This window comes from Cytobacillus spartinae (assembly GCF_042865285.1).
In the GTDB taxonomy this organism is placed as follows: domain Bacteria; phylum Bacillota; class Bacilli; order Bacillales; family Cytobacillaceae; genus Robertmurraya_A; species Robertmurraya_A spartinae.
Map to the genome: position 1 here is coordinate 769,539 of NZ_JBIACK010000001.1, position 14,049 is coordinate 783,587.

A 14,049-nucleotide genomic window follows, 5' to 3' on the forward strand; every position below is an offset into this window, starting at 1 on the left:
TCCCACCTACTTCAAGTCGTGTTTTTCGATGGGAGAATTATATAATACTGTTGTTCAAGAGTTGATATATTATCCAAGAAAACCTAGCCTATGGTGTGTGTTAATAGTAGTAAATAATATTTAGTTGGAGTAAAAAGAAATAGAATGATTTCATTACACAATCTCACACGTGACATTGACCAAAAAAGAGAACTCTTAATTAAGACTGGATTGACAAAAGGGTTAACCTCACCCGAAACTCTTAAAATTAGCCAGGATTTGGATTCCCTTCTAAATAAGTATCAGCTATATAATAAGGAGAAATGATATTCTAGAAGGTGCTTAGTAGTGGAATTAATAAAGTGGTCATATACTAAACGTTATAATATAAAAGCTTTGTTTGACAGATTCCGAAACTCTCCTGTGGTTTTCAGAACAATTAGAGACTATTATTTTGTGTATTCTGTCCATTGGTCACAAACAGATCCAGATGTTAAAAGTAACGATCTTGAGGAAATGGAAAAGTTATTAAATATCGAATTAGGTACTTACGAAAATTATAAAAATAGGAAATCAAATCAAAAGGCTGTACGGTAAACACCACGCAGCCTTTCATTTGACACTATACTTAGTTAGAATGAAATTTAGTGATTAAATTTCAAAAAATAATCGACTTATTTATAAACAGTTGAACTGTGTAAAATCCGTAATATCCACCGTTCTTGCTTTAGTGTATTTTGGAGTTAACATGTTGGCTCTGTATCGTGGACTAGCCAAAACAATTTACTTAACAGTAAATGTCTATTTAGCAGTAATTAATACAACTTTTTCTTGTTCCAAATTCCAGCATTTATTTTAGATAAGACCGCCAAGTGACACGATCTCCGTTCTTGCAGTAATGCCACCTAATAGTTTAACAAACCCTTAGAAAGATGGTGGTGTCACAGAAAAAAGAACCACTGCGTTTTCTTTAAAATCCTTTTCCCACTTGTGCTTCATATGTGCTGGTATTTTAACACTATCACTAGTGTCTAATATATATTCTTTCTTCATCATCTAAAAACACTTTAATTTTCCCTTCTAATACAAACGCCACTTCTTCTCCTTTATGTCCTAAAAGCTTCTCAGACGGGGAAGTATTAGGAGGAACATGCATAAGGGCAGTTGCCAATGTTCCTGTAAAACCAGGTGACAACAACTCATAGGTTATATTTTCAACAACCATTTTTTTGCGTTCATTTGACATTACAACAAAATCTTCAGTATTTGATTCCTCAAGTAAAAAAATCTCTTCCTCTAAGAGAAACGTCTTCAAACTTTTCCATTCCAAGTTCTAAACCACTCCAATTACTACCCCATTGTTTCACTCTTTCTTCCTCTGTGGTTCCTTCTATCTGCCCACAATTTATCTCGCGGACTCTTTTATCTATATGATTAATAGGTAAATCTATTTTACTACCAATAATTTTTGTAGAAAACCCCAATAGAGTTTCTAATCTCGTATTACGTTAAACACTACTTTGATACCACTACTAAAAATATAAATACTAATAATCGGTTCATTTTCAATTCTTCCTCGAAATTCTTTGTCACTATATACCCAGTTCATTAGTTGAAATACATACTTAAACATAATAAGCGTCAACCCCCTTCTGGATTAACGCCCTTACTCCAATAAAATATGTAATCCTTTAACTAGGTCAGTAAAAGAATACCATTCCAAACTATTCTTTATTACGATTGGTAATCTTGTATTTTTCACCTTTGCTATCATAGGTAATCCATTCTCCAATAGGCTCACCCATTTCAAAATACCCAGATCGCTTTATCGTTCCATCCGTACGATACCATTCCCAATAGCCGTCTGGCTTATCTTCAATCATCTTTCCCTTTGACCATATTGTTTTTCCGTTTGCATGGTACTTTATCGTGTATCCATCTGTCACTTCCATTTTCTTTTCCTTAACACCTTTAGGGTGAACCAAGTCACATATTTATTTTCCATGACTTACCTCCAATTACTATTATTTATCATGCTTCAGTAAAAATATTCATTGCTTGTAGTGTTCATTATTTCATTATACAACTTCTTCAACAATCGCTCGTTAGTTGAATATCAATAAAATGATACTATTGCCCATTGCCGATAAGTTATTATGTTGAATTATGCGTTATTTCATTATATACAAAGCTATACATTAAAAAGAAAAGAGGTGATAACTATGGCACACGAGGGTAAAAAGCTTATTCCTGGGTTAGGTACTCTAGTTAAGATCCAACCCGATGAGGTTAGTTTTCAGATAGAGCACCAAGCGGACTCCACTGCAACTACACTACCTGAATTAGTAGCAGACTTTAACGAGTTATTAGCTAAGCTTCAAGCAACAGGTATTATGAAAAAGCAATAATCTATAACCAAGTGAGGGGTATATCATAAGATATCTAGCATAGAAACCTCCACCAAAACTTTGGATGTTGATTTTTCTGGTTAAGGTGTTTTTATTGGTTAGAAGTTATCTACTGCGTATTAAAGCCAAATGGGAAGAGACGACCACGTGATAACCGTGATCGTCTCCGTAATTTGAAACAACATCGTTGTACTGAGTAGCAAATGACCTAGTTTTTTCTCCTTCATTATAGGAACCCCGTAACGTTGAAAAGAAAGAATATATTATGTACCAAGAGTCTTTCTCTCAAAATCATGAGCATTATCATAAACTATAAAATTCATTTTCAACACTCCATTCAAAATCAAATAAAATCGAAGGCCCCTATTTAGAATTAGGCAACCCTCTCCATTAGGCAATAGCGAATACCCTTATTAAACACTTTCCCGCTTTAGTTTAAAAGGAATTTTAATTTTCAATACGCAAATATTCAGGAGGTTTTCGAATTACAAAATGTTTTTCAATAGACAAAAGGACATCATCATTACCAGGTAAAGTAACAGTTTCAATTGCTTCATTAATCGATAACCATTTATAGTCGTTATGTTCATAATTTAAAGTTACATCTTGTTGTCCATCTACATACCCAACAAATACAGGTGCAACATAAATATAATTCTCTTTAGGAGAATATATCTGATCAAATTTATTAGAGGTATATAACTTAATATTAGAAATCCCAGTCTCTTCTTTGACTTCTCTTAAAGCAGCTTCCCAAGCTCTTTCTCCATGTTCAATGCTTCCGCCGATGTAGCACCAAGCTTCTTGAAGGACAGGCGTAGATCTTTTTAATAATAAAACTTTGTATTCTTCTTTTATTTTTTTTAATAAAACTACTGCAACCCCTGTACACCTAATTGAAACTTCAAAATAGTCCTTATCCATTTTGTACACCTCTTTGTTCATTCCATAAATAGACCTTACTTAATATTATTTTTAATGATTACGCTATAAGTTATTTTATATGTGCCTGGTTTTTTTGTATAACTTCTTTATAGAAAGAAACTAGATGTGGCACAAATTTATCTCTATTTTCCAACCACTTTGCGTAAATCTTCTATATACTTGATATTAACACCCTAAAAACTCTATTCTTTTCTAAAAACATATTTCGACTACTGCAAATAATTTCCCTTCTTTTCTCACAATTCTGCCCCTATAGTTGTTCAAAAAAAGAGCTTTATCCTTCATTGAAGAAAAGCCCCTGTTGCTCGAATTACAATAGTTCACATCGTATATTTTTACATGATGAAAAACATAATCACGTTAATAAAAATGATAGTTATAATTAAACCTAATACAAACTTTTTAACAGTAAGTTGCATGCTTCCATTTTTCATTCCTCTAAATACAAAAATTGATATAAGTAAGATAAGGAATATAACCGGAGTTGTCACCATTTTCACCTCTATTTTCTAGCACCTTTTCTTCCACTTTACTTCCACATATATTACCATAAAAAACCATCATTCTTATTGAACTATTCTGATCTCATAACAAAAAGGAGCTGCCATGTCGACAACTCCTTGTTTTACATTCTCCACCGTTCGTTGATTAAGGTTACAAAATTGAAAAAAGTTTTATCTAGTCAAAATATAATATAGAACGTATATCCAACTAAAGAACCCGTGAATGATAGCCCAAAGAACTGATTTATGGATACTCCAAGAAATTGTAATGGCTAACGCAGAACCAAAAGTAATTGCACTTTTAGAACCAACTGGAGCATTAAACTTTTTTTCTTTTCTTTCTTTCATATTCTGTCCCCCCATTTTCTTTTAATCTATTTATCCTAATTTAAATTTATTTCTCACGGAAAAGATTATACCTTGCAACAAATAATTTTCTTTAAGGGCATCAACAAAACATCGCAAGAAAAGAAGGAAGAGTATTTAGAATGATCTTTTAATATAATTCTCTCTATTATCTATCAAAATTAAAGCCACCCGTTTGTTTAATAAAGAAAATCTCATTTTAAGTTTTTAGTTCTTGATAGAATTTCCGAAACACCTATTGCAATGCTTGCATTAAGCATGACAAGTACAGAGTATATTAAACCTTCTCCATCAAATTCAGTAAAAAAATTCATTACGAAGAATATGAAACTAAAGAAAAATACTACAACCCCAAAAAGAAATAAAATTCTATCCATATTACAGACCCCAAACCCCTTTTAAATTTTGATCTTAGCACGCGTTAGTTGAAAATAAAATTAGGGATACTAGCCGTTATTAAAATACCCAGTATTAACACCGTACCTGTCACAAAAGTGATAATATGCTCCCTCGATTCCTTCGTATACCACCATTGCATCAACCAAACAAAGCCAAAATAAACCATTATATAGCATATAAAAAATAATGCAGCAGCCTCCGGATTATATTCAACGAGCATAAGAGACCCAATTGTCATTCCGATTGAAAGAATTATTTCTCCCCACTTGTGAATTTCATTTACATATCTAGAAGCACCTTTATTCTTCTTGATGCCGAACCTTTTTCTGACTATTTTCTCTGAAATTATAACTGCCAAAGATAAAATGATAATAAATATAAATAAGTTCGTTAGATTCATTTAGTCATCACCACTCTTCCTTAAATCTTAATCATTAAAGCACTTTTCGTTTAAAAACATAACTCATGAATTTGAACAAATCCAACTTTTTTATACAGGTTAATAGTATGGGTTACTTATATTAACGCACCAATTAGTCTTACAACTTAGGGTACACTTCTCTTAAATAATTTGGTATGTCAACTTCTTGAACCCTTGCAATTTCCTCAAATGTAATTCCTTCCTCTAAAAGGAATTTTACAATTTCCCAACCAACAAAATATACTTCTCTTTCATTGTTAGTAGTTCCAGTGCCAAATGTAAATCTAGTTATCGTTTCTGATGATGAATCATCTAGATAAGGAAAAAGCCCTTTCAAAATTTCTGTTCTATTTGATTTGCAAGAGTCAAACCAACCTTCTTTATGTTCGATATAACAATGATCTTTTTTACCTGGTACTAAATGTTTGCTTACTTGTGTTGCTAAACCTTCTTGTAAAATGGTTGAAGCGATCGTTCTTTCCCATTCTGCTGTAAGGTTTGCAGTCGTTGAATGGACTACATGTGTTAGTTCGTGGGAAAGCAAAATATCAGAGTCTCCACATTCAATTGGAAGGCACAATGCCACACGCTCCTTGTCATAGGGAGCTACAAAAGCATTGTTTTCAAATCCTCCAACAAAATAAATTAAAACTAATTTAATTGGTTTTTGACACCCCAATAAAGATTTTACTTTGGCTAAGTAGTGGTCCACCGATTTATGTTCTGGTTCCCAACTCTTTATGAAATTTATTTTCTGAGCATAGTTACCCCAAGCATTGTCTAAAAGTACTCTTGCCATTTTTCTACCTTCATCACCCGGAGGTACTGCTGCAAAATTATAGTGTTCCTTCCATAGGTCCCAACGATCCTCACTATCTATACCTTCAATATCAGCCCTTTTATAAAAATCTAAAAATTTTGGAACTAGATTTATTAATTCAATATGATCCAATTACCCCACTCCACCTATTTATGTCATTTAATAATTTTACGAAATAGTCGGATAAAAGGTTTCAATCAAAACGGTTATTATTTAAGTATTCAGAGTCTTTTGTATAATAAATCCTACAAAAAAAGCACTTCTCCTTTTTGGAGAGATGCCCCGTTGCCTTAGCAAGAACCATTTTGCAATTTTTTTAGATACACTTCTATGTACTTGCTATTTGCCTCATTTAAACCTTTAGGTAAATCATTAATGTCAAAGTATTGTAAATCAATTGACTCCATATCATCCATTATTATGCTTCCTTTTGATTGTTTAGTTAAGTAAACAGCAGTAATTGAATATATTTCATCACCATTAGGTAATCTTAAAAAATACTCAGGACCTGAACACACATCAAGTAACTCTAACTCTCCTACTTCAAGACCAGTTTCTTCCTTAACCTCTCTCCTTGCAGTATCTTCTAAGCTCTCACCTACTTCCATTAGTCCGCCAGGTACCCCCCAACTTCCGTCTCTTCTATGTTGTAGCAACAATTTATTATCTTCATTTATAACTAATACTACTGATCCTGGTAATAACAATGGTCTGGTACCCACTAACTCTCTTAATTCCATAACGTAACTCATATAATTACCCCCTTTAATTTCACTTGTTCCTTTCTTTCAATAAGAAAAACCTAATCTCCTGCTTGAAGATAAGTCCCCGTAGAGAAATATCATTATATGAATTTTTCTGAATTAGTAGCTAAATATAGGGCTAAATCTCTAATTTTTTCATCCGTTTCAGCCTCAATCTTTTCTCTTTCTTTTGTATAAGAATAGAGAGTATCTCCTTGAATTAAATGATCTGATAGGTTTAATAAACCAATCGCTTTTTTATTAAATCTCTTTGCGATTGCTAATGTTGTAGCTGTTTCCATATCTACACCTACATGACCCTTAGAAGCCCAATGGTTTATCATTTCTATTGTTTCTAAAAGCATAGCACTGGTTGATAGTACACTCCCAGTAGAATAGCTATAACCTTTTTTTTCGCAGTAATCAATTGCAGCATTTACTAAGTTTTCATCCGCTTTAACTATTGTCTGATTTGGAAGATACCAATGTGAAACACCGTCTTGCATTTCAGCTTGATTAACAATAAGAATATCACCATATTTAATTTCATGTGATAAGCCACCAAAATAACCAGTTTGAATAAATAGTTCTGTTCCTGCTGAACCAAATTGATGGACAATTGTTGTAGCCATTGGACCACCAAATACATTCGCAAACCCAATATTGGTACAACTATATTTTCCAATGACTGTATTCCATTTTGGAACCCATACTTCTTCTTTAAGAATTTGTTTCCAAATTTTCAAATTATCATCATGATTCCATTCACCATGAATGACGAATGATAATGGTATTTGATTTTCGGCAACTCCGAACATCTGCACCCAGTCTTGTTTTGTGAAATCACCATATAACTTCAAGTACATCCCTTCCCCTAATAAAATTGATTACAAACCTTTTTAAGATAAAAATCCTTTTATTCAACAACTGCCTCTTTAACGCCAATAGGAGCTGTCACATTCGACAGCCCCTTATTCAGCTATTGCTCCCGTTAGTTCAATTGAAATCTCTTTATATTATCCATTGGGATTCCTGCTTCAATATAACTTCTTATTAGTTTCCAACCATCATAAGTATCTTTTTTAAAGGTCTGAAAAAATAAGTGTGCAGTATTTAAGCTCTTGCCTTGTAAAATCATGGTTGCTGATATAATAACCAATGTTTCATCCGCCCTCAATGGGATAGTAGAAATTTCTTTGAGTTCCCACTCTGCATTATTTTCTTTTGCAAAATTGAAACCTTGTTCCCACCCAAGTATTGATTCTTCAAATCCAAAATCAATTATATCTCCATCCGTAATCTCTCTGGCTTTGTAATCTCTCGATATTAAATCTCTTAATTGAGGCAAAGAGGAAGAACGCCAAGCATCTAAATAACTATCAAGAAAATTTCTAAATAGATTATCCATAAAAGCCCCCTAAATTCACTTTCAATACAATTCTATATGGTGGATTGATATTCCTTTATTGAAGTTGCTTTATACTATTCGGACACAAGAAGAATGGCTAACTGGTTTCTACATGCCACTCATAATATATATAAATATAGTAACAAGTGTAGACGCTTTAGACTTTTCCAATATTTAGGATACCATTAAAAGTAACTACAAATAATTACACTCCTACTTTTTTGGCTTAGGCTGATCAAGTGCTTGGTAAGCTACCTGGAACTTTCCTCCATCGGCAACTTCTGAATGGTATAAGGCCTTGAGGGCATTGTTTTTTTCAAGTCCATGTTCTGCTTTCAGTTCTTTAAAACGTGTATGCAGTTCTTTATTTTCCTTAATGAGTTGTTGCATTTGCGATTTTATGTACTTCAAAATATATATCTCCTTTTTTAATCCTAATTTTCATCGGGAAATAACCTGTTTAAAAAGTTCCCTAAATTGCTCCCGGTCTTCTGCAGTAAATGGCTTCGGTCCCTTTGTTCGCTGTCCGCTTTTTCGAGCCATTGCACCTAAATAACGTGTTTGCAATAATTGGTCAATATTTTCATTTGTATAACTAAATCCTTTATGGTGGAGGACGATTACTCCTTTTGCTAAACCTAGCGACGCAAGACCATAATCCTGAGTCACAATAATATCTCCTTTTTCCACTAACTTCACAATCCGATAATCTGCAGCATCTGCTCCAGAATCAACATAAATCGTTTCCACTCCTGATGGCTGTTCTGCATTTGAAAAATGAGAAAAGCTTGTAACAAGGATAACCGGGATCTCTAACTTCCTTGCTTCAGAAATAATAATATCTTTCACCGGACAAGCATCTGCATCCACATAAATTTTCATCTATTTTTCCTCCTGTTAAGAAGATTGACTTGCTATTTAACTGATTAATTTAGTCCACTTCTTCCACTAACCTACTCCGATATCTTAAGTACATTCTTTCACAAATTCACCTGTAACTGAAGATATTTGTTGCACAAAAAGATCTAATGCGTACTGAGATATGATGAATTATTTATTCAATTAAAACTGTCTATAGTTTAAGGAAATTTAATTATAATTCTTATATGAATAGTTAGAAAAATGGTTACAGCAGTAGGAATCCTTATCACCTATAATTCACATAGATACTACCTTGTTTGCAACTATTTATTGAATTGCCTGATTACTCAACGAAAACGATTGTAGATTATAGAAGCTCTTCAATCTGCATGCATGAATTCCAAAAACAAATAGACGACCAACTAATTGTTGATCGTATTATTTATCGTGCATTCGAGCTATCATATATGTGAGTTGATCTAAAAATCCTTATGCTTCATTCAGATTTTTTTTGTAGTATTCACGTAATTCAAGTGCATTATCTTCCCATTCTATTGGGCGACCATGGATTAATTGACCAAGGACATCCAAGCATCTGTGCCACCCTGCAGCTATGTATATCGCCATTTCACGATTATCAAAGGTGTGTCTAAATGTCATGATGCATCCTTGATTCGATGCATGTATATTTATATCTAACAAGTCATCAACTTCTCTAAAACAAAAAGAATATGGGGGATTAAATTCGGTAATAACTGCCTCGTAGACTGAGCCTTCACCATCATCGAACTTTATCTTTCCACCAGTACTAAGATCCATATCCCCAGTTGCAAATGGATACCACTTAGTGAAGTAATCAGGGTCCGTTATAATACGAAATACTTTTTCTGGACTAAATGGATATTTACGTTCAAAAACCAAAACTTGCCTTCCTTCTTTTTCATGGAGACTGCCATAGTTACTCACAATTTACCTCCTATTTTCAAATGTATTACAGTTTCATATTCTTACACATTGATTCGAGAATCATTTAGCTAATTTACTTATGTATTAAATTAAAAGCTGGAGACTTTCCTTTTAAAAAGTGCTCTTTATTTCAATAGGAAAAAAGTGTAAGAGTGAATTGATCCTTGCTATTGCTCACAATACACATATATCCCTTCTCTTTCAAGGTAAATGTAGCCTACATTACGGATCTTCAGGTCCAGCTTCATTAGCCACGTCATCTAACAGTACTTGTAATTTAAGACTCCTCAATGACACATGTAAATATTCATCGCTTCTTCTGCTTTCCCACCTTAAATGATCAATCTATTTTCAGTCTTCTTTTTCAGCTAATGCCTTCGTCAAATTCCGAATGTTGAATATTATATAGTTTTGTCGAATGTATTCACAATTCCCATATATATGTAGATAATAAGTACTACATACATTAATATTAGTCGCTTAACTAGAAATAAAATAATCCTTGCAAAAGTAATATTATAACCCCTATATGTTTTTTTATTGAGAGGACTGGTTTTGCCTTGTTATCGTTAATTGAACAAGTTTCATATCATATTTTAATCGTTCTTCTCCCTTTTATTGTTTACCATTTGTTTATTAGGGAGGAAAAACAATTTAGGGAAAAAATAAACTCAAAATTACTGTATATCTCGTTAACGATTCTTATTCTTACTATGTCCAACCCGATTGAGTTTTCGGAAGGGTTTTTATATGATTTTAGAGTCATTCCTATCCTCTTCTTGTTGCTTTACGGTGGGGTAAAACCAGGAATTACCCTAATTATAATCATGTTCTTATTTAGATTTTCAATTGGTGGAGCCGGTCTTTACGTCACACTGATAAATTACACACTGTTAGTATTATTTTTTGTAGTATTAACGGCAAAATTTCAACCTTATACATTAAGGAGAAGATTGCTAGTTATAAGTTTATTATGTGGGTTTAGTTCATTTAATAGAATGATCACTCTTACAATCACGGGTCAATTAGATCAGTTATCTTTTATGTTTATTTTTTCGATCCTAACATGGATTACTCTAATAATCCTTATATTTATCATTGAAAATTTAGATAAACAGATTATATTTGACAAGAGAATTCAAAGTGCGGAGCGGTTGAATTTAGTAAGTCAAATAGCAGCATCTGTTGCCCATGAAGTAAGAAATCCTATGACTTCTATAAAAGGCTTTTTACAATTGATCTTTCAAGAGAAAAATTTGAATGAAAGTCAATATAGGTATATAGAAATTTCTTTATCAGAACTAGAACGCGCTGAAGATGTAATTAATGATTATTTGTCATTAGCTAAACCTACATCTATTGAAGACTTTTCAGAGCTAAATGTGACTGCGGAATTACATTCTATGTTAGATATTATCACTTCTTACACGAATTCCAATAATATTGCTATTGAATCAAACATACAAGAAGGCATACTCACAAAGGGAAAAAAAAGTGAATTTAAACAAGCCATCTTAAACATCATGAAAAATAGTGTAGAAGCTATAAATAAAAACGGAACATTAACAGTCCGTGCTTATCAACTAAAAAGTAATATCTATATAGAAATAGCAGATAACGGGATTGGGATGTCAAAAGAACAAGTAGAACTACTAGGGACACCTTATTATTCTACAAAAGATAAAGGGACAGGGGTTGGATTAGCACTTACTTATAAAATTATCAGAGATATGAAAGGGAAAATAACCGTTCAAAGTGAAAAGGGAGTTGGAACCACTTTTATTATCAAATTACCCTTTCTTTGAAAAATAGATAGGATGATTATTCTATTAATCTGTTTTTTAAAAAGAGTTGATAATCAGTCATGATCGTCAACTCTTCCAACCCTTTTATGAAATTAGATGATTAGATTCCATATAAACTTCTTGTTTCTATATGATAAACTGATTCCAAAAACATTTACTTTACCCTATAAAAGAAAATGAATCATCTTTCATACACCGTCTCTATTTTGTTTAATTCATTCTACTTTTTAGATTATGAGTTAGTCTTTTATTGTCATATAGGGTTGTCCATTGTCATTATTCTTAAGATAATCTTCTTGTAGAATCCCCCAAATGGCACAGTCCTTATATTGATTTTTCGAATTGCGTATCATATGTTTTATTATTCCTTCTTGTACCATCCCTACTTTGCTCATAATTTTTCCTGAAGCAGGATTGTCAGTGTTATGTGCTGCGGAAATTTTGTGTATGTTCATGTACCTAAAACCATAATCCACAACAGCCCTTAAAGCTTCAGTACCATAACCCTGTTTCCACCATTTATATCCAATGGAATAACTTACCTCACAATTCCCAGTGGAACTGTCGAAATTATATAAATCTATTTCTCCAATTAATTCACCACAGGACTTTAATTCAACTCCCCAATAACAAAAATCTTTCGAGTCGTATCCACTAACAATCTTAACTAGTCTCTCGACTGTTTCCGAAATAGACTTGTGTGCTGCATTTATTCTATTATCTGTAACGCGTTCATCTGAAATCCAATTATCATAGACGCTTTGGGCATCGATGTGTTCTAACCTTCTAAGAGTTAGGCGTTTTGTTTCTATTTTGGGCGTTCCTTCATACATAATCATATCTTCACCTACTAAAAATTGTTAATACTTTACTAGTAAATACGTAACAGTTCTTCAAAACTTTCGATTGCTTTATCATGCTGACTTACTAGCCCAAATCCGTATTTTTAGCATAAATAAAAGGAACTTTGGCAAATACGCTGCTTTATGGATTTACCTTCTGTGTCCCCCACACTAAAACTGGATTGGATGCTAATAATTATGTATATTTTTCTCTTTTGAAAAAGAGGTTCTACCCTCTTAACGCTATTCCAAGCACTGAATAGTGTCTATTTAATCCAAGTTTAACAGATTTGAGTAAACGACATCTCTTTCACTTAAGTAAACTGCTTCTAGACTATAATGAAAGAAGCGAATACCTTGTTAAGCATTCGCCACCTTTACTTCAATAAAGTTATATCCTTAATTTGAAGTTGCACTTATAATTAAAAATTGTGGACTCTTCATAAGTAGATCATAACTTTTAGGTGCTTTTTCTTTAAATGTCATTGTAGGCTGAGGCTCAATAACTTCTTTAATAGAAAAATATTTAAGTGTTGTGTTTAAAATATCACTTAGAGGTCTTCGATAAAAAGGCACTTCATATAATTTACCTTCTTTATTCCATTTATCAATTATTAATTCAGTTGAGAAATATTTGGGGTCTTGGAGTAATTTTATATCTGTAATAGGGTGATGTACCGAAAACAAAAGGATACCTTTTGGCTTCAATATCCTCTGAAATTCACTAAAGGTATAATCCCATTCCTTTAAATAATGTAGAGTTAGTGAGCTTATAATTAAATCAAAAGAATGATCATCAAAAGGTAATTCATCCTCTAAATCTAGACAAATAACCTTTGCCTTTTCCCCAATCCGCCTCTTTGTTGAGTTAACCATTTCAGGACTAATATCAGTTGCCACAACATTAGCTCCTTTACTGACTAATTTGTTAGTATACCAGCCAGCAGCACAGCCAGCATCTAATACATTTTTTCCATTTAAGTTTTCTGGCAACTGTTTTAACATTGTTGGTCTCTCATATTCGCTATTATACAAGCTGGTTGTGTCTACACTATTTTCATAAACCTTGGCAAGTTGGTTAAATGTTCCTATTACCATTTCTTTCACAACTTCACCTCCATTAATACAACATAAATTCAATCAAAAAATGCGATATTCCTTCTTGTATTAAACCGGTCCTTTACTTCAACAAGAAAAGGCGAATACCTTTGTTTAGCATTCACCCCCGTTACACGAAAATAAAAATTTTAAACCTTAAAAGTATTTAATACTCAAACCCAAATAAATCAAACCTGAAATTGCAATAAATCCAGTGGAAAATAATACTTTATTTCTTTTAGACCGTTTTTTCATCCATCCCCATCTTTTCAGGTCTGTATCAAGCCAATAGTAGTCAATGACAACTGTTAAAATAAGAATAAGAAAAATTAGAAAAGAATTCATTGGTTTACCTCACCTTCTATTATCCATTATATGTTAATACAGATTATACCATAATCGCTATTGAACAGACCTGCTTCGTTATCCCAAGATCTTTATATCTTAATAAAATAATATTCAAAACGTTTTTCAAAAAAATAAAG

At 32.7% G+C, this 14,049-nt stretch carries 19 protein-coding genes and 1 pseudogene; 3 read left to right on the forward strand and 17 right to left on the reverse strand.

Annotated features, from left to right (window positions below; all coding sequences use genetic code 11):
- The first annotated feature begins 144 nt into the window (after positions 1-144).
- Positions 145-306: a Spo0E family sporulation regulatory protein-aspartic acid phosphatase gene (locus tag ACFYKX_RS03870; protein ID WP_389358226.1), complete on the forward strand. Its 162-nt coding sequence runs from the start codon at positions 145-147 to the stop codon at positions 304-306.
- 597 nt (positions 307-903) lie between these two features.
- On the opposite strand, the pseudogene ACFYKX_RS03875 reads toward ACFYKX_RS03870, so the two are convergent.
- The 4 genes and pseudogenes from ACFYKX_RS03875 to ACFYKX_RS03890 all read right to left on the reverse strand — a co-directional run.
- A pseudogene (locus ACFYKX_RS03875) lies at positions 904-1,264 on the reverse strand (cupin domain-containing protein); the annotation flags it as partial.
- Complete coding sequence (locus ACFYKX_RS03880; protein WP_389358228.1) at positions 1,254-1,463, reverse strand: histidine phosphatase family protein; 210 nt, start codon at positions 1,461-1,463, stop codon at positions 1,254-1,256. The gene ACFYKX_RS03880 and the pseudogene ACFYKX_RS03875, both read right to left, overlap by 11 nt.
- A gap of 8 nt (positions 1,464-1,471) precedes the next feature.
- Entirely contained in the window at positions 1,472-1,612 is a 141-nt protein-coding gene (locus ACFYKX_RS03885; protein ID WP_389358230.1) for a hypothetical protein, read from the reverse strand.
- Positions 1,613-1,703: 91 nt separating this feature from the next.
- Positions 1,704-1,931 (reverse strand): hypothetical protein, encoded by a 228-nt coding sequence (locus ACFYKX_RS03890; protein ID WP_389358232.1) that lies wholly within the window; start codon positions 1,929-1,931, stop codon positions 1,704-1,706.
- 270 nt (positions 1,932-2,201) lie between these two features.
- On the opposite strand from ACFYKX_RS03890, the gene ACFYKX_RS03895 reads away from it, so the two are divergent.
- Positions 2,202-2,387 (forward strand): hypothetical protein, encoded by a 186-nt coding sequence (locus ACFYKX_RS03895; protein WP_389358234.1) that lies wholly within the window; start codon positions 2,202-2,204, stop codon positions 2,385-2,387.
- Positions 2,388-2,834: 447 nt separating this feature from the next.
- Here ACFYKX_RS03895 and ACFYKX_RS03900 read toward each other — a convergent pair whose 3' ends face one another.
- The 10 genes from ACFYKX_RS03900 to ACFYKX_RS03945 form a co-directional block, all read right to left on the reverse strand.
- Positions 2,835-3,311 (reverse strand): NUDIX hydrolase, encoded by a 477-nt coding sequence (locus tag ACFYKX_RS03900; RefSeq protein ID WP_389358236.1) that lies wholly within the window; start codon positions 3,309-3,311, stop codon positions 2,835-2,837.
- A 695-nt stretch (positions 3,312-4,006) separates the two neighbouring features.
- Positions 4,007-4,183: a hypothetical protein gene (locus ACFYKX_RS03905; protein WP_389358238.1), complete on the reverse strand. Its 177-nt coding sequence runs from the start codon at positions 4,181-4,183 to the stop codon at positions 4,007-4,009.
- A gap of 439 nt (positions 4,184-4,622) precedes the next feature.
- Positions 4,623-5,000: a DUF4181 domain-containing protein gene (locus ACFYKX_RS03910; protein ID WP_389358240.1), complete on the reverse strand. Its 378-nt coding sequence runs from the start codon at positions 4,998-5,000 to the stop codon at positions 4,623-4,625.
- Positions 5,001-5,139: 139 nt separating this feature from the next.
- A complete protein-coding gene (locus tag ACFYKX_RS03915) occupies positions 5,140-5,973 on the reverse strand; it encodes a DUF2268 domain-containing putative Zn-dependent protease (RefSeq protein ID WP_389358242.1) in 834 nt (277 codons plus the stop codon).
- Positions 5,974-6,131: 158 nt separating this feature from the next.
- Complete coding sequence (locus tag ACFYKX_RS03920; protein WP_389358244.1) at positions 6,132-6,593, reverse strand: NUDIX hydrolase; 462 nt, start codon at positions 6,591-6,593, stop codon at positions 6,132-6,134.
- Positions 6,594-6,685: 92 nt separating this feature from the next.
- A complete protein-coding gene (locus ACFYKX_RS03925; RefSeq protein WP_389358246.1) occupies positions 6,686-7,444 on the reverse strand; it encodes a phosphorylase family protein in 759 nt (252 codons plus the stop codon).
- 131 nt (positions 7,445-7,575) lie between these two features.
- Positions 7,576-7,992, reverse strand: a complete 417-nt coding sequence (locus tag ACFYKX_RS03930) for a flavoprotein (RefSeq protein ID WP_389358248.1) — start codon at positions 7,990-7,992, stop codon at positions 7,576-7,578.
- A gap of 213 nt (positions 7,993-8,205) precedes the next feature.
- A complete protein-coding gene (locus tag ACFYKX_RS03935; RefSeq protein WP_389358250.1) occupies positions 8,206-8,403 on the reverse strand; it encodes a hypothetical protein in 198 nt (65 codons plus the stop codon).
- Positions 8,404-8,433: 30 nt separating this feature from the next.
- Positions 8,434-8,874, reverse strand: a complete 441-nt coding sequence (locus ACFYKX_RS03940) for a YaiI/YqxD family protein (RefSeq protein ID WP_389358252.1) — start codon at positions 8,872-8,874, stop codon at positions 8,434-8,436.
- 468 nt (positions 8,875-9,342) lie between these two features.
- On the reverse strand, positions 9,343-9,819 hold the full coding sequence (locus tag ACFYKX_RS03945; RefSeq protein ID WP_389358254.1) for an SRPBCC family protein: 477 nt from the start codon (positions 9,817-9,819) through the stop codon (positions 9,343-9,345).
- A 560-nt stretch (positions 9,820-10,379) separates the two neighbouring features.
- Between ACFYKX_RS03945 and ACFYKX_RS03950 the strand changes: the two genes are divergently transcribed.
- Positions 10,380-11,624 (forward strand): ATP-binding protein, encoded by a 1,245-nt coding sequence (locus ACFYKX_RS03950; protein WP_389358256.1) that lies wholly within the window; start codon positions 10,380-10,382, stop codon positions 11,622-11,624.
- Positions 11,625-11,863: 239 nt separating this feature from the next.
- On the opposite strand, the gene ACFYKX_RS03955 is transcribed toward ACFYKX_RS03950, so the two are convergent.
- The 3 genes from ACFYKX_RS03955 to ACFYKX_RS03965 form a co-directional block, all read right to left on the reverse strand.
- On the reverse strand, positions 11,864-12,463 hold the full coding sequence (locus ACFYKX_RS03955) for a GNAT family N-acetyltransferase (protein WP_389358258.1): 600 nt from the start codon (positions 12,461-12,463) through the stop codon (positions 11,864-11,866).
- Between the two features lie 402 nt (positions 12,464-12,865).
- Entirely contained in the window at positions 12,866-13,564 is a 699-nt protein-coding gene (locus tag ACFYKX_RS03960; protein ID WP_389359037.1) for a class I SAM-dependent methyltransferase, read from the reverse strand.
- Between the two features lie 156 nt (positions 13,565-13,720).
- Positions 13,721-13,909 carry a hypothetical protein gene (locus ACFYKX_RS03965; protein ID WP_389358260.1) on the reverse strand — a complete coding sequence of 63 codons (189 nt, stop codon included), beginning with the start codon at positions 13,907-13,909 and terminating at the stop codon, positions 13,721-13,723.
- Positions 13,910-14,049: the final 140 nt, after the last annotated feature.

Excerpts from the sequence above, each read along its gene's own strand:
- ACFYKX_RS03870 (WP_389358226.1), top strand. The coding sequence starts at position 145 with ATGATTTCATTACACAATCTCACACGTGACATTGACCAAAAAAGAGAA.
- ACFYKX_RS03885 (WP_389358230.1), bottom strand. The coding sequence starts at position 1,612 with ATGTTTAAGTATGTATTTCAACTAATGAACTGGGTATATAGTGACAAA.
- ACFYKX_RS03890 (WP_389358232.1), bottom strand. The coding sequence starts at position 1,931 with ATGGAAGTGACAGATGGATACACGATAAAGTACCATGCAAACGGAAAA.
- ACFYKX_RS03895 (WP_389358234.1), top strand. The coding sequence starts at position 2,202 with ATGGCACACGAGGGTAAAAAGCTTATTCCTGGGTTAGGTACTCTAGTT.
- ACFYKX_RS03900 (WP_389358236.1), bottom strand. The coding sequence starts at position 3,311 with ATGGATAAGGACTATTTTGAAGTTTCAATTAGGTGTACAGGGGTTGCA.
- ACFYKX_RS03905 (WP_389358238.1), bottom strand. The coding sequence starts at position 4,183 with ATGAAAGAAAGAAAAGAAAAAAAGTTTAATGCTCCAGTTGGTTCTAAA.
- ACFYKX_RS03910 (WP_389358240.1), bottom strand. The coding sequence starts at position 5,000 with ATGAATCTAACGAACTTATTTATATTTATTATCATTTTATCTTTGGCA.
- ACFYKX_RS03920 (WP_389358244.1), bottom strand. The coding sequence starts at position 6,593 with ATGAGTTACGTTATGGAATTAAGAGAGTTAGTGGGTACCAGACCATTG.
- ACFYKX_RS03930 (WP_389358248.1), bottom strand. The coding sequence starts at position 7,992 with ATGGATAATCTATTTAGAAATTTTCTTGATAGTTATTTAGATGCTTGG.
- ACFYKX_RS03940 (WP_389358252.1), bottom strand. The coding sequence starts at position 8,874 with ATGAAAATTTATGTGGATGCAGATGCTTGTCCGGTGAAAGATATTATT.
- ACFYKX_RS03955 (WP_389358258.1), bottom strand. The coding sequence starts at position 12,463 with ATGATTATGTATGAAGGAACGCCCAAAATAGAAACAAAACGCCTAACT.
- ACFYKX_RS03960 (WP_389359037.1), bottom strand. The coding sequence starts at position 13,564 with ATGGTAATAGGAACATTTAACCAACTTGCCAAGGTTTATGAAAATAGT.
- ACFYKX_RS03965 (WP_389358260.1), bottom strand. The coding sequence starts at position 13,909 with ATGAATTCTTTTCTAATTTTTCTTATTCTTATTTTAACAGTTGTCATT.